At 41.3% G+C, this 24913-nt stretch carries 20 protein-coding genes; 6 read left to right on the top strand and 14 right to left on the bottom strand.

Annotated elements, in window-relative coordinates; genetic code table 11:
• Positions 1–175: 175 nt before the first annotated feature.
• Positions 176–1486 carry a UDP-glucose dehydrogenase family protein gene (locus BDD43_RS00685; protein ID WP_121195694.1) on the top strand — a complete coding sequence of 437 codons (1311 nt, stop codon included), beginning with the start codon at positions 176–178 and terminating at the stop codon, positions 1484–1486.
• Between the two features lie 79 nt (positions 1487–1565).
• Here the strand turns inward: BDD43_RS00685 and BDD43_RS00680 are convergent, their stop codons facing one another.
• The 5 genes from BDD43_RS00680 to BDD43_RS00660 all read right to left on the bottom strand — a co-directional run bounded on the left by BDD43_RS00680 (position 1566) and on the right by BDD43_RS00660 (position 9138).
• Complete coding sequence (locus BDD43_RS00680; RefSeq protein ID WP_121195693.1) at positions 1566–2018, bottom strand: 3-oxoacyl-ACP synthase; 453 nt, start codon at positions 2016–2018, stop codon at positions 1566–1568.
• 56 nt (positions 2019–2074) lie between these two features.
• On the bottom strand, positions 2075–3673 hold the full coding sequence (locus BDD43_RS00675; RefSeq protein WP_121195691.1) for a hypothetical protein: 1599 nt from the start codon (positions 3671–3673) through the stop codon (positions 2075–2077).
• A 43-nt stretch (positions 3674–3716) separates the two neighbouring features.
• Positions 3717–5573 carry a glycosyltransferase family 2 protein gene (locus tag BDD43_RS00670; protein WP_121195689.1) on the bottom strand — a complete coding sequence of 619 codons (1857 nt, stop codon included), beginning with the start codon at positions 5571–5573 and terminating at the stop codon, positions 3717–3719.
• 104 nt (positions 5574–5677) lie between these two features.
• Positions 5678–7762 carry a cellulose biosynthesis cyclic di-GMP-binding regulatory protein BcsB gene (locus BDD43_RS00665; RefSeq protein ID WP_121195688.1) on the bottom strand — a complete coding sequence of 695 codons (2085 nt, stop codon included), beginning with the start codon at positions 7760–7762 and terminating at the stop codon, positions 5678–5680.
• Positions 7763–7791: 29 nt separating this feature from the next.
• Positions 7792–9138: a sensor histidine kinase gene (locus BDD43_RS00660; RefSeq protein WP_121195686.1), complete on the bottom strand. Its 1347-nt coding sequence runs from the start codon at positions 9136–9138 to the stop codon at positions 7792–7794.
• Positions 9139–9203: 65 nt separating this feature from the next.
• Here BDD43_RS00660 and BDD43_RS00655 point away from each other — a divergent pair, with 65 nt between their 5' ends.
• Entirely contained in the window at positions 9204–10355 is a 1152-nt protein-coding gene (locus tag BDD43_RS00655; RefSeq protein ID WP_121195685.1) for a glycoside hydrolase family 5 protein, read from the top strand.
• Between the two features lie 60 nt (positions 10356–10415).
• Positions 10416–11396 carry an acyl-ACP desaturase gene (locus tag BDD43_RS00650; RefSeq protein WP_121195683.1) on the top strand — a complete coding sequence of 327 codons (981 nt, stop codon included), beginning with the start codon at positions 10416–10418 and terminating at the stop codon, positions 11394–11396.
• Positions 11397–11479: 83 nt separating this feature from the next.
• Here BDD43_RS00650 and BDD43_RS00645 read toward each other — a convergent pair whose 3' ends face one another.
• The 4 genes from BDD43_RS00645 to BDD43_RS00630 are packed head-to-tail and all read right to left on the bottom strand — an operon-like array spanning position 11480 to position 16067.
• Positions 11480–12238 carry a DUF4846 domain-containing protein gene (locus BDD43_RS00645; RefSeq protein WP_121195682.1) on the bottom strand — a complete coding sequence of 253 codons (759 nt, stop codon included), beginning with the start codon at positions 12236–12238 and terminating at the stop codon, positions 11480–11482.
• Between the two features lie 18 nt (positions 12239–12256).
• The gene (locus BDD43_RS00640; RefSeq protein ID WP_211339639.1) at positions 12257–13069 is read right to left on the bottom strand and encodes a M15 family metallopeptidase; all 813 of its coding nucleotides are present in this window, start codon (positions 13067–13069) and stop codon (positions 12257–12259) included.
• A gap of 11 nt (positions 13070–13080) precedes the next feature.
• A complete protein-coding gene (locus BDD43_RS00635) occupies positions 13081–14859 on the bottom strand; it encodes a serine hydrolase domain-containing protein (protein ID WP_121195680.1) in 1779 nt (592 codons plus the stop codon).
• Positions 14859–16067: a DEAD/DEAH box helicase gene (locus BDD43_RS00630; RefSeq protein ID WP_121195679.1), complete on the bottom strand. Its 1209-nt coding sequence runs from the start codon at positions 16065–16067 to the stop codon at positions 14859–14861. The genes BDD43_RS00635 and BDD43_RS00630 overlap by 1 nt, the downstream gene beginning before the upstream one ends.
• Positions 16068–16145: 78 nt before the next feature.
• Between BDD43_RS00630 and rfaE2 the strand changes: the two genes are divergently transcribed.
• Positions 16146–16655: a D-glycero-beta-D-manno-heptose 1-phosphate adenylyltransferase gene (gene rfaE2 / locus BDD43_RS00625; protein ID WP_121195678.1), complete on the top strand. Its 510-nt coding sequence runs from the start codon at positions 16146–16148 to the stop codon at positions 16653–16655.
• Between the two features lie 502 nt (positions 16656–17157).
• On the opposite strand, the gene BDD43_RS00620 is transcribed toward rfaE2, so the two are convergent.
• The 3 genes from BDD43_RS00620 to BDD43_RS00610 all read right to left on the bottom strand — a co-directional run bounded on the left by BDD43_RS00620 (position 17158) and on the right by BDD43_RS00610 (position 20105).
• Positions 17158–17742, bottom strand: a complete 585-nt coding sequence (locus BDD43_RS00620; protein ID WP_121195676.1) for a pentapeptide repeat-containing protein — start codon at positions 17740–17742, stop codon at positions 17158–17160.
• 197 nt (positions 17743–17939) lie between these two features.
• Entirely contained in the window at positions 17940–18332 is a 393-nt protein-coding gene (locus BDD43_RS00615) for a LiaF transmembrane domain-containing protein (protein WP_121195674.1), read from the bottom strand.
• Positions 18333–18875: 543 nt separating this feature from the next.
• A complete protein-coding gene (locus tag BDD43_RS00610; protein ID WP_121195673.1) occupies positions 18876–20105 on the bottom strand; it encodes an NADP-dependent isocitrate dehydrogenase in 1230 nt (409 codons plus the stop codon).
• 162 nt (positions 20106–20267) lie between these two features.
• On the opposite strand from BDD43_RS00610, the gene BDD43_RS00605 reads away from it, so the two are divergent.
• Together BDD43_RS00605 and BDD43_RS00600 are read left to right on the top strand one after the other, a co-directional pair.
• Complete coding sequence (locus BDD43_RS00605; RefSeq protein ID WP_121195671.1) at positions 20268–20696, top strand: hypothetical protein; 429 nt, start codon at positions 20268–20270, stop codon at positions 20694–20696.
• Between the two features lie 61 nt (positions 20697–20757).
• A complete protein-coding gene (locus BDD43_RS00600; protein ID WP_121195670.1) occupies positions 20758–21699 on the top strand; it encodes a hypothetical protein in 942 nt (313 codons plus the stop codon).
• Positions 21700–21707: 8 nt separating this feature from the next.
• On the opposite strand, the gene BDD43_RS00595 is transcribed toward BDD43_RS00600, so the two are convergent.
• On the bottom strand, positions 21708–23546 hold the full coding sequence (locus tag BDD43_RS00595) for a DNA polymerase III subunit gamma/tau (protein ID WP_121201829.1): 1839 nt from the start codon (positions 23544–23546) through the stop codon (positions 21708–21710).
• A gap of 87 nt (positions 23547–23633) precedes the next feature.
• The gene (locus BDD43_RS00590; RefSeq protein WP_121195668.1) at positions 23634–24671 is read right to left on the bottom strand and encodes a ParM/StbA family protein; all 1038 of its coding nucleotides are present in this window, start codon (positions 24669–24671) and stop codon (positions 23634–23636) included.
• Positions 24672–24913 lie beyond the last annotated feature (242 nt).

The raw sequence follows: 24913 nt of genomic DNA, 5'->3' as shown, positions 1-24913 counted from the left end.
ATTTGCCATTATTTTATTTTTTACTCTTAATTTTAACTGTTTAGTATAAAAACAAGAGTAAAATGTAAAAATGATACAATATTTTTGCCAATTTGTTTGCAAAATAATAATGCAATAATTGCAAGGAATATTTATATTCGTCGGCAAGAAAGTAAGTCAACCAAAAACGACAAGTATGAAAATAGCAGTAGTAGGCACGGGCTATGTTGGCCTTGTAACAGGCACATGTTTAGCAGAAACCGGCAACCAGGTAATTTGCGTGGATATTAACGCAGATAAGGTAAAAATGATGCAGAACGGTAAATTGCCGATCTATGAACCAGGACTTGATATTTTATTTCACAGGAATATTGCCCAGGAGCGACTACACTTTACTACCGACCTTGGATCTGCAATAGCCGAAGCACAAATTATATTTTTAGCACTGCCAACGCCTCCGGGTGGAGATGGTAGTGCCGACCTGAGCTATGTACTTGGCGCAGCTAAAGATATAGGCAAGCTGATAACCGATTATAAGGTAATTGTAACCAAATCAACCGTACCGGTGGGCACGGCAGATAAGGTACGTGCAGCTATGGATAGCCAAACCACTGTAGAATTTGACGTGGTATCAAACCCTGAATTTTTGAGAGAGGGTGTGGCTGTAGAAGACTTTATGAAACCCGACCGGGTGGTTATAGGTACCCAAAGCGAAAGGGCTCGCAAATTAATGGGCGAATTATATGGCCCTTATGTGCGCCAGGGTAATCCTATCATTTTCATGGATGAGCGTTCGTCCGAATTAACAAAATACGCTGCAAACTCGTTTTTGGCAACCAAAATTACCTTTATGAACGAAGTGGCTAACCTGTGCGAACTGGTAGGTGCTGATGTGGATATGGTAAGAAAGGGCATCGGATCTGACGACCGTATAGGCCGCAGATTTTTGTTTCCTGGTGTAGGTTACGGCGGTAGCTGTTTCCCTAAAGATGTACAGGCCCTGGTTAAATCGGCAGATGAGAATAAATACGACTTTAAAATTTTAAACTCGGTTATTGAAGTAAATGAAAGCCAAAAAACTGTACTTTCTGGCAAGGTAAAAAAATACTTTAACGGTGATGTAAAGGGTAAAAAGTTTGCTTTGTGGGGTTTGGCTTTCAAACCGGAAACCGATGATATTAGAGAAGCACCAGCTTTATATATTATTGACGAGCTGGTTGCAGCCGGTGCCACCATAACAGCGTTTGACCCTGAAGGAATGAACAATGTGCGTAACCTGATAGGGAACAAGATAAGTTATGCAGCCGACCCTTACAGTGCCCTGCATGATGCCGATGCATTGCTTATAGTTACCGAATGGTCGTTATTCCGCACGCCTGATTTTGACCAGGTAGCCAAGCTGCTTAAAAACAAAGTTATATTTGACGGCAGAAACCTTTACGATTTGCAAAAAATGATTGACTGTGGTTTTTATTACAACAGCATCGGTCGTAAAATTGTGAGTTAATATTGGTTTATAAATCAATGAATTAAACAGCAAAGTCCGTTATTATTATAGCGGACTTTGTTGTTTAATTACCTAAAAATTACATCACCTTTTCTATTAAATAAATTTTACCGTTTAGGGTAAACTGGTTGCCTTGCTTTTGGCCTTTAAGCAATAAACCTATAGGCGAGGCCGGCGAAACGGCTATATAGGTTTGCTTATCAACCGTTAGCGCGCCTGCGCTAATTGATAAAAAAAAACTGCCGTTGGTGGTAATTACCAGGCTGCCTAATTCGGCTTTTAGGGCATTGCCGGTAATATTAATTCTATTTAAAGCAACCATTAGCTTGCTGGCTTCGCTTAGCTGATTCATGTTGCGGTTTGTATCTTGCTGCATCATCTCGCGCGATGTTTCGTACTTATCGCCGGCGCTGCTTTTTGTATCATCGTTAGATGCCTGCTGGGCAGATAGAATAGCCTGTTGGGCGTTATCTATTTTGTTTTGTACGTAATTAATGCACTGTTGTAGTAATTGCTGTTTTAAGGCACTCATAGTTTGTAATGGATAGGCACTTAAAAAATATTGGGGTGCAGTATTTTACAGCAGGCTTAATAATCCAGATAGTCGCTGCTGGCGTTGCGTGCGGTTGTTATTTTATAAACTATCCAATTATCCGACTCAAAAACAGGATACAGGCGAATATCGTTCTTCTTCTCCATAATATCCTTGTATTTATAATTAAGTTGGGTAAAGCCACCCACCGGGTTCTCAAAAGTAGTTATCAAAACATAATCAACATACTTATTGGGGTTTTCAATGGCACTTAAAAACGAGCTTTGGTAGGGTAGCGTAATAGCCTGCATGTCTTTAACAAAAGCGACTATGGGATAGGCGTTGGCATCGTCAACCAATACCTGCGAATTACGGGGCAAGTGGTTAATATAGCTTGCAACATCTTTGTATTCGTCGTAAGCATCGGAGCTGCCATTGCTGTTTCTATTGAAAGTGAGAAAGTTTTTTTCGCTTTCGATAAACGAATTTTTAAGAAAATAATAGCCGGTATAAATTTGTACGCCAACCAACACCGATATTAAAACTTTATAGCCAACATGCCGCGAAATGAGGTGCCCCTTAAACACTAAGGTTAAAAACGATATTACCAAAAAGATGAGGTAATACTGCATGGGTAAAAATGTGTTATCGTATTTTATTTTAAAAAATTCAACCAGGCCAAAGGGGATAAGTATGGTTAAAAGGTGTTGCGTGTTAGAGCGGAAAAAATAGGCAGCTAAAATGATAAGCGGGCAAAATACCAGCATCCTTACTGAAGTTAAAAAGCTAACCTCGGGTATTTTGTAATTATCAATAACGGGTGTTATTGAACATTCGAGCTTATCAACCAATACAACCCAGCTTGCATAGGGGTTATCGTTAAAATAGTTAAAATCGTTAGCGTGGGTTTGGTTTAATACCTTATAACAAAAAATTGATATGATAGGTAAAATAAAGATGATTACATACATGGCAAATGTTTTGTTTACCAGTTTGCGCCTTAACGATGGGCTGTTGAAACTTAAAAACAAACGGAAAATAGACTGCTTTTCGCCGAGATTAAGGCTCTGTATTGCTATTGATATAATGAGGGGTATAAAAAACAGGGTTATCCATATAAACCGGTAATCGCAAAAGATGAGTATCACAAATATGATACTGGCAATTGAAATGTGAAATGTTGTGTTGGAATAATAGAACCTGAATATGTTATAAAAAAACAGGAAAAAGAAAATGAGGGATAGGTATATACCCTTGCCCGAACATGCCGTGTATAAGATACCGGGGTGGAGCGTAAACAGAATGATAAGTAGGAGAACAAAAAAGTTTTCGTTAGTGGTTCTAATTACACACAGGCCTATTATTAAAAACAACAAGGCCGTGCCAATTGCCGATGCAAATATAGGGGCGAGCGCGTAGCTGAATTTGGCCCCAACAATGGGCAGTACACCGTAAAACGGAAATATAGGCGATGTTAAGCCAATTACCTTTAACCTATCGCCGGCACCTTCGAAAATGATACGCGCCTTTTCGACGTAGAAAAGTGCCTCGTGATTGTGATAACCCGCATGGTACATGTTTATGCCCACTATAAGGTAATAGATGGCAAGCAGTATAGAAATTGCAATTAAATATAATAACCTGCGTTTTTTCATTAATAAAACAAGGATTGTAAATAATTTGTGTAAGCCGTTGGTATTACTTGTTGGCGTTATTTACCTTACTTAAACCATGATTTGTTTTTTCCCAGTAAAAAGGTTTTACTATTAATTGATAAAGCCCTTTGTAAGCCGATATAGAGTGTAAAAGCCAATATATTGGGTTGGCTAGTGCAAACAAAATAAGCTCGTAATAACGACGCTTAAATACGGCCATCATGTTTATATAAACCATTAATACGTTGCCAACAATGAGGTTAAAAATAGATATAAACAGCACCCAGTTAGGAAACAATGATTTAATGAAACTAAAATCAAACACCACATAAAACATAAAAAGCGATAGTAAAACCGGATAAATTAAAAACGTTAAAGGTGTTGCCCCTATAAAAAAGTTAAAGCCTAAAAAGCCTCTTAAACCAATTTTACGGTACAGTTTAACAGGGTTACGCATATGCACCAGGTACGATTGCATGTAGCCTTTTATCCAGCGCGAGCGTTGGCGAATCCAGTTAAAGGGTTCGTTATTGGCTTCTTCGTAGGTTGTGGAGTTTACGATAGATACTTTGTAGCCTTTGGCATAGGCCCTTACTCCTAAATCGGCATCCTCGGTTACGTTAAAGGGGTCCCAGCCGCCCAGCTCAACCAGCTTATCTAATTTAAAGTGATTGCTTGTGCCACCCAGCGGAATGGGTATATCCAGGGTATCTAACCCGGGCAGCATATAATCAAACCAGTACGAATACTCCAGTGTAAACATGCGGGTTAAAAAGTTTTCATTGCGGTTAAAATAATTTAGCGCGCATTGTATGCATATGTAGCGTTCGGGTAGTTTTTCAAACAGGGTAATTACTTTTTTTAGCTGGTCGGTATCGGGGATGTCTTCAGCATCGTAAATGGTGAGGTACTTGCCGCGCGAGAAGTGTAAACCATAATTGCAGGCCTTTGGTTTAGTTTTAGGCGCGTGAAAGGGTACTACAATAACATCAAATATGGCCGGGAAATTAAGATCGCGAACGGCGTTAAGCGTTTTATCATCGTCTTCCTCTATCAGCAACTTAATATCGAGCTTTTCGCGCGGATAATCTAAACTTTGAAGGTTCCAGATTAGTTTTTTAATCAATTTATCCTCTTTATACACCGGTAAGTGAATGGTGTAAATAGGGAGGGTATCGTCAACAACGGCTTTTATTTCCTCTTTAGTTACGGCCTGGTGCAACTCAAAGCGTGAGCCCGTTAGTGCCAAAAATAATTTAAACAGAATACTTATTAAGAAAAACGTGCTGACAACTACATTTAAAACAATGGCCGTTTTAATAAAACTCAAAAATAAAAATGCTGCAATAACCGCAATACTGCCAAACATTACATACAGTTGGTTATTTGAAAACGTAATTACCGCCGAGTTTGCGGGTTCGCTTTTCATGAGCTCAAACACTGCCGATTTTACGTAGGGCTCGCCCAAAAGCTTGTGGCTCATCCAGGCAATATCCAGGTCGGAGGCCAGGATGATCTCGGGTTCAAGGCCGTAGGTATCATAAACAAAGTTGATAAATTCCTGGTCGGTAGGGTCGGCCATGAGGGTAACTACCCGGTTATTCTCTATCCGGATAGGCAGGGCAAAAACGTTGCTGATGTGTTTTAAATCGAGCACCCGCAATACTTCGGTGTCAATGGGTTGGTTGCGTACGTTGGTATCAAATACGTAGCCATGGTTGCTTAACGATCTTTCGTAGTTTTTACGGGAAACATACCCAAAGGTGAGCATGATTTTGATGATGGATATTCCGGAGCGATATGAAAAATCGCGTATTTTTTCAAGGTCGGTGTTGGTTATAAACTTATCGTTGATCAGGATATCATATACCGGAATAGTTTCATCTATGAAATTTGCCATGATCGATAGGGTAGTTTTTAATGCTTTTAATATTATCGGTTAACCTACTGTTGCGGTAAAGCTAACAGCCGGTTAACCGATTGGTATGATATTGAAAAACGGGTTTAATCGTTAAATGAATCTTGCGATTTTTGTACCCTTGACCGTACATACAAGAATGATATTAGTATGAGCACCAGTATTACCAACAGTATGTACAAGTTATAGGTTTCCCAAAACAAAGCAAACGAGCCTTTAGCATCGGTATATTCGAGATTGTCGCTATCTTTACTGATGTTGAACAGGTATTTATTAAACTCGTCGGAAATACAAATATTACTTGATAAGGTTGATAGCTGATCGGTAATAGAGCGGGCCGCCGATAAAAATGCCTGATCTAATTTGCGTCCTGTTCCGGTTATAATCAAGGTTCCGTTATTGCCGCGCCCGTAAAATATTTGAGCCAAACCGTTAGATACGGTGTCGTTAAGTTCGTAAACTATTTTATTATTCTCGTTGTTATACAACCGGAAGTTTTGGTTAAACTTGATAGGCGCATCCGGAAATTCATTCATAATCGGATCGTCTTTGTCAAGCAAAGCAATGATGTTGTTTTTCTTTAGAATTGATTTATCCAACGGATCGGAGTAAACAAAATCAGGAAAGTTATCGGCGTGTAAGTTATTGTTTAACTCGTAAATAATTTCGCCAATGGTTGCAGCGGTAGCCGGTGCTACTTTGCGGCTGATAACAATGGTTGTTTTACCGGTATTAAACGCTTCGGGGTATTGATAGAAGCTTAAGTTGTTTGCTATAAACGGTATTTTAGTTTGGAGGTACGATTTGGTTACGTTTATTTCGGCAAAGTAATTGGTGAAACTGTTTTCGCAGTTACCATTACTTGGATAGATACGGAACTCTGTTTCGAGGGTGTTAAACTTTTGTAATTCGTAACGGTTAATTAATGCACTGGTATTGAGCTTGCCCGATGGATCGAGCTTTTCGCTGCTAATTAATATCCCGTTAAGGTAAATATTAAAAAAGCCCCTGTCGTTAACGTTTAAGTTGGCATAGTTACCAACTATCTTAATTTCTATTTCTTTAGGAGTAAAAGAGAAATCACTGTTTTTAAAGCTATAGGTGTTTTTTAACGAGCCAATACCGGTTAAAAAGGATGTTAAGCCGCCCATATCTTTTAAAGTAAGGCGCGATTTACTTTCGTCGATAGTTTTTACGCCTGCGTTCTCGGCCTTGTTAATCACCAGGAAATCGCCAAAGCTTGAGTTTAAAACGTTGCTGTTGGCCAGGGTGGTTATGGTGTTGTTATACCCTTCGTCGCCGGCTCCGGTAACAATGAGTGTTTCAACGGGCACGGGGCGTATGGAAACTCGTTTTTCAAACCTTATATCGTTGTTTTTACCCGCTACTTCAACAGTTGAGGTATCAGGGCGCATCACAATGTCTTTGCGGAGGTAAAGCAGGCCCTGGCCTTCCTGGGGTTTAACTTTTAAAAGTTGTTTTTTATCGTCGGTTAGGCTGGCCATGTTACCAACAACAACGTAGTTGGTTAAACTATCGGGCACATGGTTAGATGGGTAAACGTGTATTGGTTTTATTTGCGTTCTTTTTAAACGGGCGTATACCCAGCCAACAGCCTTTAAATCAATAAGTGTTGGGTTTGCGGGGTAAACTATGGCGCGCTTGGTATCAAAGCAGTTTGATATGTTAACGTTGTTAAAAAAGTTGCTTGTGGTTTTTATTAATGATAAATACGATGTGCCTTTTATTTTGATCCACATGGCAGGGTTATCAACATCTTTACACTTATCGTCGGTTACGTTAAGCAAAGTTCTGATCTGTACCTTTAAATACTTTCTGTCTTCGGTTAAGCTGCTGTTGGTTAACTTAATGGTATAGCGGATGATTGAATCGGGAGCTACGTGCGAGCTGAGAACGGGTTTATCGTTAATCATGATGTTAACGTACGAACGCGCCCTTAACAGTACCTGCGATGGCTCAATAAATAACACCAGTTTACTGCCTTCTATTTGAACGCTTGGATCTATCCTGATAAAGTATGCTGATGAACCGCTTACGCCGCCAATAATATCATCGTCGTAACCGAGAGATTTAAAAGAAACTATACTTTGCCCGGCCGAGAATTTAGCAAGCAACATCAGAAACAAAAAGAAACCAAAAACTTTCTTCATTTTAATATTTAATATGAGGTGTACGGGTATTAGCTTATTACGTTAAATTCTACTCTAAAATAGTTGCCATTATCATCGCTGCGGTAGTACAAATCGCCACCCATGTCTACAGTCATTAATTTAGCAATTGAAAGCCCTAAACCTAAACGGCTCTCAAACGTGTTTGAAGCATCGTTAAGGGTGCGCAACTTGTTAAACATACTGTCCAGTTCTTCCTGCCCTATGGCTATACCACGGTCAATCACTTCAAAAACAAATTTTTGATGCTGCAACGTGGTAACTACTTTTATTTTATTATTGGTTTGCGAAAACTTAATGGCGTTTGAAAGCAAATTTTGGAAAACCTGCCCGGTAAAAACCTTATCAAGCCGCACGTTTAGCGGTAGCTTTAAAATATTATCAATAATTTGAATATTTTTCATTTGGGCGGTTTCAATAAGGCCCCTTACTACGTGGCTAACTTCGGTATTGATGTCAAAAATTTCGAGGTTGTATTTAATCTCGGGCGAATCAATTTCTTTAACATCCATCAGTTTGCTCAACATGTATGCCATTTTATCGGCCGATTGGGCGATGTAACCAACATACTCGCGCTGATCGGTGCTTAAGCGATAATCTTCTTCCATCACCATGTTATTACTTACAATGATAGAGCCTATTAAATTTTTTAAATCGTGGCCGGCAATATTAATAAAGCTGTTTTTTTGCTCGTCCATTTTTCTTAAACGCTCGTACTGCTCATCAATAATGTTGTTTTTTTGCGTAATGTCGCGATATTGGGTTTTAAGCTGATCGTTTGATTTTTCTATCAATATTTGCGACCGGGCTTCGCGTTCAAGCACCTTATACCGGGCGTTAGGTATGAGGCATGATATAACGGCGATGATGATAAAAAACTGGCCGCCGTTGGATACAAAAATATCAACACTATATTCGTTAAACGAGCTGAAAAATAAACCGAGCAGTATTAACGAAACGATAGCCTGTACCACCGAGTTGATGGGTTCCCAAAAAACCTGTACGTTAAAAAACAATACAATTGCTGCATAAGTTAAAAAATATATGTTTAACTGACCTATATTTACCAGCGTACAAAGTATTGCCGAAATGATGGAGATGGAGAAGAGTGTTATGTGAAGAAGGATGCGATAATTGTAATTATTGCGTTGGAAGAGATTGTAAAGCATATAAACCGTCATGACGACGATAATGCGGGCTATGAAGAACTGTACCCAGTAGGTGTTGATGTAAATAAAATCGAGAATGCTAAAAAGCGGAAAAATAAAAATAATTGTCCAAATTATATTATTGGTTAGGTACCACGCTTTTTTAGTAATTTCTTTGGATAATTCGTCTTTATTTATCTGAACAAACATTAGGCGTATTTATTTAGTGTTTAAGCTTAAAAAATAATGATGTTTTTAAAATTACAAATTTAACGATGAAGTATCCCCGATTTTACAGATATTATTACGCGACACTTTTGTTTTTGATGCTTTTTAATCTTTCTGCTACATCGCAGACGCATAGTGCAAAAACCAAACCAACTCCTAAAAAGGTAGCCTTGTCAAATGTTCAAATTATGTTTAACCGAGCCGCAAGTTTAGATAAAGGGATGAATTTATCGTGGCTTGAACAAACCTGGAACAAGAATATTTTGAGCGATACAACCCTAGCAGAAAGCGACTATGTTTTGTTAAAAAAACTTGGTTTTAAAAGTATTAGGCTCCCGGTGGCGTTTACTTATTTTGAAAACAATAACGTGCCGCTTGATAGTGTGTTAACACATATAAACAAGGTACTAAGCTATTGTAAAAAGTATGGCTTTACCCTTGTTGTTGATTACCACTATGGTAACTTAAATAATGATAACTATTTGACAGAGACCGCACATATAATTGAACTATGGCAAAAAGTTGCGCAGTTTTTTATTGCCGAAGGCCCCGGCCAATTGTTTTTTGAGATATACAACGAACCCACCGTACACGATGATATTTGGAAGGATGCCGCTTACAATATTGTGCAGGGCATACGCAAAGTTGATGCTAAACGTACCTTGCTTGTGGGTGCATCAAACTACAACAGTATTTACGAGCTGAGCCGCTTTGTAAGGCTTGCCGACGATAATATTATATACAGTTTTCATTTTTATGAGCCGTTTTTTTTTACGCACCAAGGGGCTACATGGGTGGGCGACCAGGTGGCAACTACCGGGGTAAGTTTTCCTTATAATGAGGCAAGATTTCCACCATTGAATTTGAAAGCAAAAAATACCTGGGGCGAAACCAATTATTATAATTATAAAGACGATGGCAACGAACAATCGTTAATGGATAAGCTTAATAAGTATGTTAAGCCCTGGCGCGACAAATATAATGTGCCCGTGGTTTGCACCGAGTATGGCGTGTACAATAAATATGCCGACCAATATAGCCGCTGCCGCTATATTAAAGCTATGCGGGCCACCCTAAAAACATTAAATATGCCCGGTATGATGTGGGAATATAACAGCGGTTTTTCTATTTTTGAGGGCAAACCATCAATAAATACATTGCCTGAGTGCATGAAAGCGGCTATTGGTTACACTAATTAAAAACCATTATAAATAGTAAAATTGGCTTTTATGATTAACTTTGCTTATTAATATAACAAGATGAATTTTTTTGTAGAGCAGCGCAGGGAAGTAATGCAGCACATCGAGAAGTATATGCTCGAGAAAATGTACGACTTTTTAAAACCAATTGACGAAATATGGCAACCATCAGATTTTTTGCCTGACTCCACTAAAGATACTTTTTTTAGTGATATTAAGGAGTTGCGCGAAAAAGCTCAAGGCTTATCGTACGATTTATTGGCGGTGCTGATAGGCGATACGATTACCGAAGAGGCCTTGCCAACATACGAATCGTGGTTGACGATGGTTGACGCCGTTTACAAGGGCGAAGAAGGTGGCTGGATGAAATGGACGCGCCATTGGACATCGGAAGAAAACCGCCACGGCGATTTGCTGAATAAATACCTGTACCTTACCGGGCGCGTTGATATGCGCAAAATGGAAATATCAACCCAGTACTTAATTGCCGATGGTTTTGATATAGGCACCGGTACCGACCCTTACCGCAACTTTATTTATACATCGTTCCAGGAGTTGGCTACTAACGTGAGCCACCGCCGCGTTGCCAGTTTGGCAAAACGAGACGGGGATGCCTTGCTATCAAAAATGTGCGGTGTAATAGCATCCGATGAGGCTCGCCATGCCAAGGCCTACAAACATTTTATTGAGAAAATATTTGAAGTTGATGCCAACGAAGCCATGCTGGCTTTTGAGGACATGATGCGCAAAAAAATTGTTATGCCAGCCCATTTTTTACGCGAAATGGGTACCAAAATAGGCCAAACCTTTGGCCATTTTACCGATGCTGCACAACGCCTTGGTGTTTATACCGCGGTAGATTATGTTGATATTTTGAAAGAGTTAATTGAAGACTGGCATATTGAAAGCATAAGCGGTTTAAGCGAATCGGGAGAGAAGGCGCGCGATTATATTGTTAAATTGCCCGAGCGTTTAACACGCATTGCCGAAAGAATGAAAAACCCCGGCCTTGAATATAAGTTTAGCTGGATAGCAGTTTAGTGATTTCGGAGGTTTGATTTCGGATTTTAGGAGACTGAGGCAGAATTTTGGATTTTTTTGACTGTGACTACTTCGATTAGCAGTTACTCAAACCTGCGCAAATACTTCATATCAATTAATTCCTGATAGGGGATGCCGGCGGGTTTATCCAAACTAAACCAGGGCGAACCGTTTTGCAGTAGCTGGATATCCTGGGCGGGCATGTAACTTTGGGCCAGTAAAAATATTTTTTTGTGTGCGGCATTCTGTGCCATATCTACCACAATAAAGCAATGGCCGGGCGAGCCTCCGTGTATAAAAATATCCCCAACCTTTAATTCGTCAACCGAATTTACTTTTTTAAGCTCTTTCTCTAACGACAGGGTGCCTGCATAAGCAAATACCAGATCCATATAGCGGAGGAAATTGGCGTACCCATAATCGGGCTTGGCCCTTAAAATCCATTTATCATTACGGTAGCGGTAGCCGTTGGCGTAATGCAAATAATCGCATTTAAAACCGCTGGTGAATTTAAAGCTGATGGCATCGTACTTTTTTTGGTGATACAGGTATTCTCCGCGTAAGCGCATAACGGCATCGGCACATTGTTGCAAATCTTGCTTGCCCAGGCTTAGGTTTACCACTGCGGCGGTGTAGGCATCGGTAGCGGCAATAGTACCGTAATAAGTTTTGGTATGCGAGCCAGCCGCTTTAAGCGGTAAGGTTTGCAAATATGCAGCAAAGCTGTTAGCCTGGGTGTTTACGCGTTGGTAACCGGCGGGTATGGCAAAGCGGGTGCTTACATTATCGGCGGTTTGCATTGAAACGAAAAGGTAAAAAGCCAGTAGCAAATGTATCTTCATTTTAGCCAATTTTTTAAGTTAAGGTTGCTGCAATAGTTCGGGCCGGTACTCAAAGTGCATGGTATCAAAATGATACCATTTGCCGCCCCAAATAAAGCCGTACTTTTCAAATATATCTATTATAATTTGGGGTATTTTGTTTTTGTATTTAACGGCGGTGTCTTCGGTTGTGCATTTGCATTCCCATTCCCAATAGTTTGAGTACTTGGTGTTGATATCAATCGTCATCCCAAAGCTGTGCATACTGTGGCGGCTTGTGCCTTTAATATTGCGCCAGGCAAACGTGCCGCCTATATTGGTAAGGTATTTTTTTAACTCGGGATGCTCGTCAAGTTCTTTTGAAACCTGTATCAGTTTTTTATCAATATTGTTAACTGTAGTTACCCTTATTTGCTGACCAACCAATTTTGGGCACCAGTTTATGGTGGTGAGGTGTTTGCGTACCTGTTGCTCGGTATTGCCATAAATTTTCAAAAACAAGGCCTCGTTACGGATGCGGCCCGGATCGTAATTTTTAGCGGGATGCATTGTTGGGGTGCCTTTTAGGTAATGCTGGGTAAACATATCTTTCAAATCGGGCTTATCCAATATTTGCTGAAACGATTTGTTTTTAATGCCATCATCCCAAATGAGTTTGCTTTTATCTTTAAAAATAATGTAGTTATCGGCGTAGCCGGCAATGGCGTTGCCGTAGCAGGTAATTAGTGCTTTTGCCGCTTTGGGTATGGTATCGGTATTTTGATGTACCACAGTTTTGTTTGCCTTTATTTCGCCACCTTTTAAAGTGGGGTTATAATTACACAGGCAAAGTAACAGTAGCATACGAACCATTATGAATTTTATTATTGTGGTAATGCTTTTTCTAAAGCAGTCATGAGGTTTAGGCCCATTGCATCGCCGGTGCTTGCGTTGTTGGTGAGCAACACTAAAACTATGGCTCGTTTTAAGTTAACACATACCACCGCGCGGTAGCCGCCCGTTGCACCGGTATGTTGTATAACCGGGTCGGCATCGGTATAAAGGTAATGCCAGCTTAGGCCAACTTTGTTAATACCATCGTCAATTGTAAAGGGATGCGTGAGCGCAATAGCCTTTGATAGCGGGTTACTAAACTGTGGTAACTGGTTTTTACCGTATTGCAGCATATCTGCCGCGGTAGATTTAATTGCCGCGGCGGCTTTAGTGCTTTGGTGGTGCCAAACCGGTACCGGGATGCCGGCTTCGTTGTAACCCTGGGCCAGGTGCTTTACATCTAAATCGGTAAGTTTTACTTTGGTTTCGGTAAGTTTTAGGGGCTGGGTTATGTATAGCTTTACCAGTTCGTCGTAAGGTTTGTGGTATATTTTTTCTAAAATTACGCCTAACAGGCCGGTAGCCAGGTTGCTGTAGAGGTAGGTGGTGCCGGGTGTGCCGGTTAGCCTGAATTTTTTAAGAAAAGCAAACATAAGCCCCTCTGTATAATGCTCGTAAGGCTGGTTTAAATCGGTTACCGAAGCATCAATATTATCGGGCATTCGGGGTAAACCCGATGTATGGTTGGATAGTTGTTTTAATGTAATAGCTTTTAGATCGGCATTGGCGGAAACGGAATCGGGCAGAAATTTAGTTATCGGATCGGAAAGTGTAACCAGGCCTTCGGTTACGGCGCGGGCCAATAGCAACGAGGTAAATGTTTTGGTGATGGAACCAATTTCGTACAAAGTATGCGCAGTTGGCAATTGGTGGTTGCCGTTAACGGTTTCGCCGTAATTGTAATAATGATCGGCACCTTTGTAGTAAACGGCTGCGCTTAAACCAACATTGCCCTTGGTTTGGATGTAGGCCGATAGCCATTTATTAATTACGCTATCCAGATGCGATTGTATGGGGTTATCGGTTGCAACCTTTTCGGCCTTTTGGGCATCTTCCTGATAAGGCTGTATGGCAAATACCTCAAACTTGCCTGCTTTATCTAAACTCATCAAAAACTGCAACTTGCCGGTTTTGTATTTATTTACACCGTTTTTACTGCCTAAAAAAACAAGGTTTTGCAGCGGCAGCATGGGGGCAAGCTGTTTATCGGTAATGTTGCGCCAAGTTGCCGAATCGATAGCGGTTCTGAATTTTTCTCCGGCAAAGGCATAGGCGCTACCGGGCAGGCCCGCGTTTAGGTAATCTAAAACTTTGGTAGCAACGGCATCGGTTTGCTGTTCCTCTACCGTCATGGTGGCGGGTTTTACTTCGTCCTGGTAAGGTGTAAACGTAAAATTGGCTATTTTATCGTAGCTATCTAAGCTGATGTTTAGGGCGAGCAAAACGTTGCCCTGCAGCTTGTATTTGTTTATACCATCTTGGCTGCCTTTAAAGGTAATACTTTTAAAGGGTAGCAAATTAACCAATTGGGTTTGGTTAATTTGCCGCCATAATTGCAGTGATATTTGTTGTTTAAAGGCTTCGCCGGCCAGTTTGTAAACGCTATCGCTCTGGTGCGCATTCATTAAGGCGATAACCTTATGGGCAACGGCGTCAACTTTTTTTTCTTGCGGGGTAGTGGGCATTTGGGCAAATAAAGGTGTTGCAGCAAAAATTGAAAGTGCTATACCACATATTTTAAAATATGTTGCTTTTAAATACCGGGGCATTATTTTTTCTTTTTAAAATTCTTTTTTTTGCGATAACTACGGTCGTCGGTATGGGTGCCTGGTGGTTTAAATACCGGTGCCTCGCCTAACTCGGGTGGCAGGTCCGTTACCTTTACTTCGCGGCCCATCATAGTTTCGATATTGATGAGCTTACGCTGATCGCGCTCATTAACAAACGTAATGGCTGTACCGGTTGTTTCGGCGCGTGCGGTACGGCCAATGCGGTGAATATAATCTTCGGGGTCGCTCGGTACATCGTAGTTGATAACCAAATCAATACCTTCCACATCAATACCCCGCGAAAGTACATCGGTACCTATTAATACCTGTAGCTTGCGGTTTTTAAACTGCAGCAATATTTCTTCGCGCTCGGCCTGCTTTAAATCGGAGTGAAAGGCTTCTACCTTTACCTTGAGTTTGCCTAAGGTTTTGTAAACTTCTTTAACTTTTTCTTTAGTGCCGGCAAAAACGATAACGCTGGTATAGGCGGCATCCTTCAATAGCATCTCGGTAAGGGCAAGTTTTTGGTTATCATAAACCTTGTAGACTTGCTGATCGATACCAACGGCGGGTTGCGATATGGCAATATTAATTTGCTGCGGATTGTTTAAAATTGATGCCGCAAGCTTGCGAATGCGCCCCGGCATGGTGGCCGAAAACAGCAGCGTTTGCCTTTTTTTAGGCAGAAAGCTGATGATGCGCATAATATCGTCCATAAAGCCCATATCAAGCATGCGGTCGGCCTCATCTAAAATAAGATGCTGCAAATCGTCAAGCTTTAATACGCCCGAAGCCAGGTGGGCCAAAAACCTGCCCGGCGTAGCTATCAATATATTGGCATGGTGCTGTATGGCACGGCGTTGCTGTTCGTAAACAATACCATCGCCACCGCCAAATATGGCTACCGATGTTACACCGGTAAAATAGGCAAGCCCTTGTATCTGCTGGTCTATCTGCTGGGCCAGCTCGCGCGTGGGGGCCAGTATTAAGGTGTTGATTTTGGGTTTGGCCTGCCGGCTAATGTGGTCTAAAACGGGCAATAAATATGCCGCGGTTTTACCCGTACCTGTTTGGGCACAGGCTATAAGGTCGTGCCCCTGTAATATTACCGGAATAGCCATGCCCTGGATAGGCGTAGGCGTTGTGTACCCCATACTCTGGATACCTTCGAATAATGTGTCGTTGAAATTAAAATCCTGAAATGTCAATGTTTATGCAGTAAACGTGCAAGGTAGTCATTTTTTATGGGATGTGGATATTTGGTTATATATGCTTAAAATTGTAACATGGAAACGATAACAGAAAAACAGGTAAAAGAGAAGATATATAGCCTGGAAGATGCATCGGCCCAGGTCAAAAAATGGCAGGCCGATGGCGATAAAGTGGTATTTACCAATGGTTGTTTTGACCTTTTGCACCTCGGCCATATTACTTATTTGGCCGAAGCGGCTTCGCTTGGTAATAAACTTGTGGTTGCCATTAATTCGGATGCATCGGTTAAACGTTTAAAGGGCAGTAACCGCCCCATTAATAACGAGGTTAGCCGGGGTATTATGCTGGCTTGCTTTTTTTTTATTGATGCTATTGTGGTGTTTGATGAAGATACCCCACTGGAAACTATTAACAGCATTATGCCCGATATTTTGGTAAAGGGTGGCGATTATACCATTCCGGAGATTGTTGGTGCGGTTGAGGTTATGGCTAACGGTGGTACTGTTGAGGTGCTGCAGTTTGTGCCGGGATATTCGAGCACTAATATTATTAATAGGATTAGGAACGGCGCTGAAGCGGGGTGAACTTTTTTGTGGATTATAAATCCACGGTTATTGGGGTCGGGGATCGGAGATCCCTACCAACTGTTCTCGACCAACGGTGGCTTTTATATTCGATCTGCATAGTTCCCGCTCAATTGCCGCGGGGGCTGTTACTTTGTAGCCACAAAGTAACCAAAAGGCTTGTCGGCAAAAAGGCTTCTTTGCCGCACAGGGCCTTTCACGCACAAGCCGAAAGAACTCACGGGCGGCTCGATCCATTGCCCCAATGCCGCACATACCCCGTGCGAGCAAGAATCGAAAGGCCCTTTCCTGCCGCACTGTGTCCATCACGTTCTTGCCGCTTTTGGCCGAAGCTGTTTTGCTGACGGGAAGTAAGCAATGTTTCGTGGATTATAAATCCACGGTTATTTGGGTCGGGAATCGGAGATCCCGACCAACGGTTCTTGACCAACGAGGAGATCCCGACCAACTGGGTTATTGGGGTCGGGGATCAGAGATCCCGACCAACGGGGTCTGCCTTGTTTTAATATTCTACAATTATTCCGTATTTCCCTAATAATCCTATCAACCCTTGTTGCGAGAACCTGGCTTTGCGCATTTGGTTTTGTTCCGGGTCGATGGTGAAGTTGGAGGCTGTTGTTAGGTTGGCTCCGGTTAATATGGTGCGGCCAAATTCGGCATTTTGGAGGTCGCAGTTTTGGAAGATGGCTTCGGTTAGGTCGGCTTCGGTGAGGTCGGTACTTTTCATGGAGCAATTGATGAAACTGCATTTTTTGTTTTTCTTTTTGTGGAGGGATGCATAATCTAAAATGCAATCCTCAAAATTGGCGGCGAATAAAAAATCGTTACAAGAGCCAAGGTTCACCCCGCTTAGTTTGCAGCCCTTAAAGCTTGCATTTTTTAGGCCGGTGTTTGCGAACTTTGCCGTACTAAAATTACAGGTATCAAACAGGCAATCAATAAAATCGCTTCCCGAAAAGTTGATGCCCGATAGGTCGCAATTTTTAAAAGTGCAGTTTTCAAAAATAGTTTCCTGGTGTGCTTTTCCCGGAAACGGGGTTTTATCAAATAGTTGGTCGGTATAGTATTGAGCCTGGGTAGAAGCCATTTTTGGTGCCTTAGTTTGGTGCTGCAAATTAATAAAGAAAGTGCCAAATAATAAACACTGAGTAACGAATGTGGAATGATGGGGTAAGTTAAATGCGATGTTAAACGCCGGGGCTTTCGCTGAATAAAAAAATCCGCCCCTATCTCAGATCAGGGCGGACTTACATTTATATATATGTTGAGGTGGTTATAGCCTTTTTATAGGTCGACGCTGTTATTTTCGCGTTTCCAGTACATGTTATTGTTGTGGTTTTTATAGTTCCAACGGTTATTGCGGCCCATTAGCATGCTTACACCAACGGCGATAAGGATGATTGGCCAAAAGAAATAGATAGATACACTTATAATGTGCCCAAGTAAAAATAGGCTGCCTAAAAATATCATGATGTAGGCAAACGGCTGGCGAAAATTATGTTTGATGCCACTCAACACACCAATAATTATAAAAATTAGCGGCCAGCTAAACAGCCATGATGGGAAAAAGAAGAAATCCATCTGGCGAAGCAGGTAAATGCCTCCTAATATTACTAAAAATAAACCGGCAAAGGCCCTGTTGTTTTGACGTTGGTTGTTGTTGCTATCGTTATACATTGTGTTTGTTTTTTGATTACGATGTAAAAGTATAGCGAATTTGAAGGCACATCCAGCGGTATTAGGCCGGTTAAGGTAAGTATTCGGTGAATGCGGGGGAATTGTCGGTGAAAGGGATGGCTTAATTTTGAAGGATTGAATGATTGAGGGATTGAGTGTGAAATAAAAGCACTCTTTTATGATTGACTAAGTGAAAATCTAAAAGCCAATAATTAACAGAAGCACAAATTAAAATCTTACTTTATCCCCCCCTGTCTTAATTTTGAAGGAGTGAATGATTGAGGGATTGAATTTGAAATAGAAGCACTTTAGTGAATGCTGAGTGAACCGTATAAAAGTTCATAGTTAATAAAAGTATAAATTAAAAATCTTACTTTATCCCCCCCCAAGCAAATGCTTTTTGGGTTGCCGGAGTTGGAAACTCCGAATAAGTTTATCACAAGTTGCGCTACGCTAAACTTGCGATAGCTTTTATAATACTTGCACAAAAAAAGCCCATCCGGGTTAACGGATGGGCTTTGAATGGTGTATTGAGCTTGTTGCTTACTTGCCTAATTTCTTTTTCAGGTTTTCGTCAATGGCTTCTAAAAATTCTTCGGTGTACAGGTAGTCTGTGCCGTGTTCAACTTTTGGTTTAATGGTTATGGCCAAATCTTTGGTCATTTTGCCACTTTCAACGGTTTCAATACAAACCTGCTCTAAAGCCTTGCAAAAGTCAATAAGTTCCTGGTTACCATCTAATATACCGCGGAACTCTAAACCACGTGTCCATGCGAATATTGATGCGATAGGGTTGGTTGATGTTGGGCGGCCAGCCTGGTGCTCGCGGTAATGGCGGGTTACTGTACCGTGTGCTGCTTCGGCTTCCATAACGGTGCCATCAGGGGTTACCAGGGTAGATGTCATTAAACCTAACGAACCAAAACCTTGTGCTACTGTATCGCTTTGTACGTCGCCATCATAGTTCTTACAGGCCCAAACAAAGTTACCGTTCCATTTTAAGGCCGATGCAACCATGTCGTCAATTAAGCGGTGCTCGTAAGTAATGCCGGCTTCTTTAAATTTGGCTTTGTAATCGGCCTGGTATATCTCTTCAAAAATGTCTTTAAAACGTCCATCATATTTTTTAAGGATTGTGTTTTTGGTTGACAGGTATAAAGGCCAGCCCTTCATTAAAGCCTGGTTAAAGCAAGCGTGTGCAAAACCGCGGATAGATTCGTCGGTGTTATACATGGCCATTGCTACGCCATCGCCTTTAAAATTAAACACTTCGAATGATTGCTCTTCGCCGCCATCCTCTGGTGTAAACTTAATGGTTAATTTACCTTTACCTTTAGTTACAAAATCGGTAGCACGGTATTGATCGCCAAAAGCATGACGGCCTATGCAGATAGGGGCTGTCCAGTTTGGTACCAAACGGGGTACGTTGTTCATTACAATAGGCTCGCGGAAAACCGTACCATCTAATATATTACGGATGGTTCCATTTGGCGATTTCCACATTTGTTTAAGGTTAAACTCCTTAACACGCTCTTCGTCGGGCGTAATAGTGGCGCATTTAATACCTACACCATACTGTTTAATGGCATTGGCCGAATCAATAGTTACCTGGTCGTTAGTTTCATCGCGGTACTCAATACCTAAATCATAGTATTTGATGTCCAGATCAAGGTAAGGTACAATCAGTTTATCTTTGATGAATTTCCAGATGATGCGCGTCATTTCGTCGCCATCAAGCTCCACTACCGGGTTAGCTACTTTAATTTTTGACATATACAGGCTTTGTTTTTATTTCAAAATTTTGAATGTCAAACTTACATAAAAAAAAATTTGCCTTGCAACACTATCTAAGCGTAATATTGTTTTTTTACACTATCGGCACCAAACATTTTAACGTGCTATGCCTTATATTAAAAGTAACTAAACTATAGAGCGATGAGCATAGATAAATTTACTCCGGGTATTGACGACGATAGCCTGGAAAGCGACGAAAGCATAAACAACGAACTCAGCAGTAAGGACGAGCCTCAAAACCTTAATTACAATGAGGAAGAGAACAGCTTTGAGCTGGATGTAAAAAGCGATGACCCCGATTATGACCATGCCGACCCCTATAACAGTGCTGTAAAAGATGGGGGCGACAGTATATCAACCTACGACGAAGCGAACCCCCTGGCTGTTGACGAATATGTTACCAACGAAGCGTTACAGGATGATGTAACCAATTTGGGTATGCATATAGATAATAAAGGCCAAAGCGTAGAAGTTGACGCTGTAGATAAGATACTCTCGCACACGGCAGAAGATGACCGCGACGATTTGGACGAGGAAGGTTACCCGAAGAATGACGAACCGATGAAATAAGCACCACTGTTGTGAGTTTGGTATAATATGGTTAGCTTTATTAAACCATATTATACCACTTATGAAAACCTTGTTAACCTGCCTGTTTTTGTTTGTAACCGTTAGTGCAGCCGCACAGACGGGCACAGCCAAAATAACTGCCAATTTTAAGGGGGAAGGCGGCGAGATCATATATTTCCAGTACGGAAAAACTATTGATAAACATATTGTATTAGATAGTAATGGCCGGTTTGCCGAAAAATTGATGATTGCCCCCGGGTTTTACTCGGTTGTAAATGACGGCAATGTGCTGCGCCTATACCTTGCGCCCGGAATGAACCTGAAAATTGGTAAAAAGCAACGTAAAGGCATTACCTTATACACCTTTGCAGGCAAGGGAAAAGCAGAGAATAAGTTTTTAACCCAGTTAGCCGCGCAACAAGCAAAGTACTTACCCGTTAAGTGGAATATATTAAGCAGCGATGCCAACTTTATTGAACCCACCGCCTTTATAAAACGGCTTGACCAATTTAAACAGGCAAGCCTTGAGCTAATTGCAAAACAACCCTTTAGTAACTATTTTACCACCGTACACACAGCATACGTTGATTGTTTAGTTAGAAAGTTTGCTTTACAATACATGGAGGGGTATGGCGTAGATGCTACCGAAAAACGCAAATACCTTACTAACCTGCAAAACAGCGATGCAAGTTTAAATACGCCCGAAGGGAAGCAAGCCGCTTTAAATAGCGTATACACAAAGGAATTAACCTATGATGATAGAAGGGCCGTTTTTAATAAAGTATATACCGGTTTTGACGTTAACAACGAGGCATTGTACAAATGCTCGGCCGAATATGTGGATTTACTAACCGAATGGCTTGATTACCTTGCCCGTACAACAAGCGTAGCAGATGGTGTAAACAACCGCAAAATATACCACATTAAAAACTTAATTCACAACCCGTACATTAAGCAACAAATGCTGCAACAAAATGGTGTTAATATAGCTAAGGCCGAATAAGTTTACAACTACTCAAGTTCTAAATTGAATCGTTTTTTTAATTCCGCTAAATCGGGGTTTTTTGTAGCCATGTGTGCATATTTATCTTGTGCAGAATACAGGCGTTTAGTTGCTTTCACTTCGTCAATACGGGTTTGTATCTCAATATCAAAGTTTTTAAGCGAGGTGCGCAGAAAATTAAGGATGTAGGGTTTTTCGTCTCTAAAGGCATTTTCTTGTGCCTTGGTGCCAGCAATTACCTCAAACTGATAGGGCTTAAGCATTACCGGTGGTGTGGTTGTAAAAATGCTAAGCAAACTCATTTTGCCTTCGGCTTTAACTTTGGCGGCATATTCGTGCCAGTATCTTAAAAAATCGTCGGTTGTAAAATGCTCTTTATCCGAGCCTTTTAAGTAGGGGTCGTCTTCCTTTTCTTCTTCGGCAACAACTCCTTTATTCCAATTTTTTAGCGATGGCGTTACTGTGGCACTTTTTAACAAACTGGGCGTTGGCATTGCCACCCTTGGTTTATCGGCAGGCGGTTGCTCAATAGTGGCAGCCTCAATAGCCGGTATTGCTGTTAGCGATGGTGTTTTTGTTGCCGCTGCCTGTAGCGGTGGTGTTTGATCTAAAGCTGTAATAACTGCCTTAGGCTGCTCGTTAGAGGCGTTTTGAAGCGGAACTGTTGTGGAGGAGGTTGCTGCTAATTCAGGTTTTTTTTTTACCTGCCCTTCGGGCTGGTTATTATTTAAAGTGGAGTTAGCCAGGTTTAACGCTGCCGTTATGTGGCACATTTTGAGTAGCCCCAGTTCAACCTGCAAACGTTGGTTTTTACTCAGTTTGTAATTGATGTCGCATTGGTTGGCAATGTTCATGGCCGATAGCAGGAAAGATACCGTTGACGCCTGCGCCTGGCTAATGTATTTTTTGCGAATTCCTTCGCTTACCTCAAGTAGTTTTAAAGTTTCGGCATCCTTGCCAACCAGCAGGTTGCGCAAGTGTTCGGTTAAGCCCGATATAAAGTGACTGCCATCAAAGCCTTTTGCCAATATCTCATCAAAAATTAACAAGGTTTTGGCCGTATCCTGAGCGAGCAAACTTTGGGTTACGTTAAAATAGTAATCGTAATCTAATATATTAAGGTTATCAATTACAGCACGGTAGGTTACATTACTGCCCGAAAAGTTAACGATCTGGTCGAACATCGACAGCGCATCGCGTAAGCCGCCATCAGCCTTTTGGGCTATAATGTGCAGCCCGTCTATCTCGTATTTAATGCTCTCTTTATTGGCGATTGACTCCAGATGGCCGGCCATATCCTCAACGCGGATGCGGTTAAAATCAAATATCTGGCAGCGCGATAATATGGTAGGCAGTATTTTATGCTTTTCGGTGGTAGCCAATATAAATATGGCGTATGAAGGTGGTTCTTCCAGCGTTTTCAGGAAGGCATTGAAAGCCGCCTGCGATAGCATGTGTACCTCATCAATAATATAAATTTTGTATTTACCGGCTTGTGGGGGTATACGCACCTGCTCTATCAGGCTGCGGATGTCTTCTACCGAATTATTGGATGCTGCATCCAATTCATGAAAGTTGAATGAATTACCGCGCTGAAAAGATATGCAGCTATCGCACTCGCCGCAGGCTTCGGCATTGGGCTGTAAATTGGTACAATTTATGGTTTTCGCCAATATGCGCGCACAGGTGGTTTTACCTACACCCCGCGGCCCGCAGAATAAAAAGGCTTGCGCAAGCTGATTATTACGGATGGCATTTTTTAACGTATTGGTGATATGTTGCTGGCCCACAACGGTATCAAAGGTAACCGGGCGGTATTTGCGGGCCGAAACAATAAAGTTATCCATCGCAACTAAATTATAAATATTGGCGGGTTTGTGCAAGCCCAAACCGCCAACAGATATAAAAGTTTAAATACGAGTTAAAAATACAGGCTACACCTGGCTATTTTGCACGGCACTCAGTTTAGAGATAACCGTATAGGCATTGCCAATATCAAGGCCAACAGCCTCATTAACATTACCGCAGCGCTGGTACGATTTTAGGCAATAACCCACACTTGCCATATAGCTTGGTTCGGGCGGAACAATAACATCCAAAATCCCTTCAAATTCGTTGCGGAAGCAGTCGGCAAGGTCGGTATATAAGGCGCCGCCACCTACAAGGTACAATTTGCCAGCTTTGTCAAAATCGTTATCGGTAAATGTTTTTTTGAGCGTTGGCGATATTACTTCTTTGTAATAGCTATATAATTGGTTGCGGCGTATATCGGTAAGGTCTTTCTTGCGGCGGTCAACAACTATGCTGCCACCCTGAAAGTTTTGGTTAATAACATGCTCATTTTTCATGCCCAGGTTGTTGCTGCGGCTCAATTCGCTTTGCAAATTGTTAACGGCATAGCGCAAGCCCGATATACTCATGCAGGTACGGCCAACCAAACCGCCGTTTAAACTTAAACCGGTTTCGCAGGTGCCATAACCAAGGCTTACTACAAAAAAATCGTCAGTTTCGGCAACGGGGCCTTTTCTTATCGCATCAATACAGCCAATAATTTCGGGCACTACTTCAATGTGCCTAACAGTTACCTGCATGCGTTTATGCTCGTTTGTAGTAAACGTATCCGAGTTGTACTCAATAAAAATATCCCGCGGGGTGTAAAAGTTAACAGCTTGTTGCTTGAAAAGTTCGAAGGTAGTATATGGGAAACCTGTTGTAAGCACAACCTCGGCAGATTTGCCTTCGGTGGCCAGCAGCAAACCAGCCTTGGCAAGTAACTGATAGTCAATGTCAGACGGCGAACTGTTAATATTACGATAGGGCGAATAACCCTGCTGTAACGCCAGGTTACCAATAAGGTAGCCATCGCCATCATCAAAAAGTTGAATGTTGTTTTGTACCTCGCCCGAAACATTGAGCAGGGGAACGTTATAACGTTCTATTACGCTTGGGATATTAATTGAGTAAGGAATCATTTTTTTAGATATTGCTTAGTGCGATAAATATAATGTATAAAAATTAAATAAACATTAAGCCTCCCTTTTTTTTACGGGGCATAAATCCATCGTAATGTGTTATACAAATCGTTTTTATTTTAAATGTTTAAACATTTAAAATACGTGTTTTTACGGATATGAAAATTGATTTTGCAAGCTTATATTTGGATCGAACAAAGAGTCATCAGTTTAAATTAATTAAGGGGAAAATCAATTAAATA

It is taken from the genome of Mucilaginibacter gracilis (assembly GCF_003633615.1).
Classification (GTDB): Bacteria; Bacteroidota; Bacteroidia; order Sphingobacteriales; family Sphingobacteriaceae; genus Mucilaginibacter; species Mucilaginibacter gracilis.
Note: the sequence above shows the minus strand (reverse complement) of the source record. Positions and strands in the feature narration are given on the sequence as shown.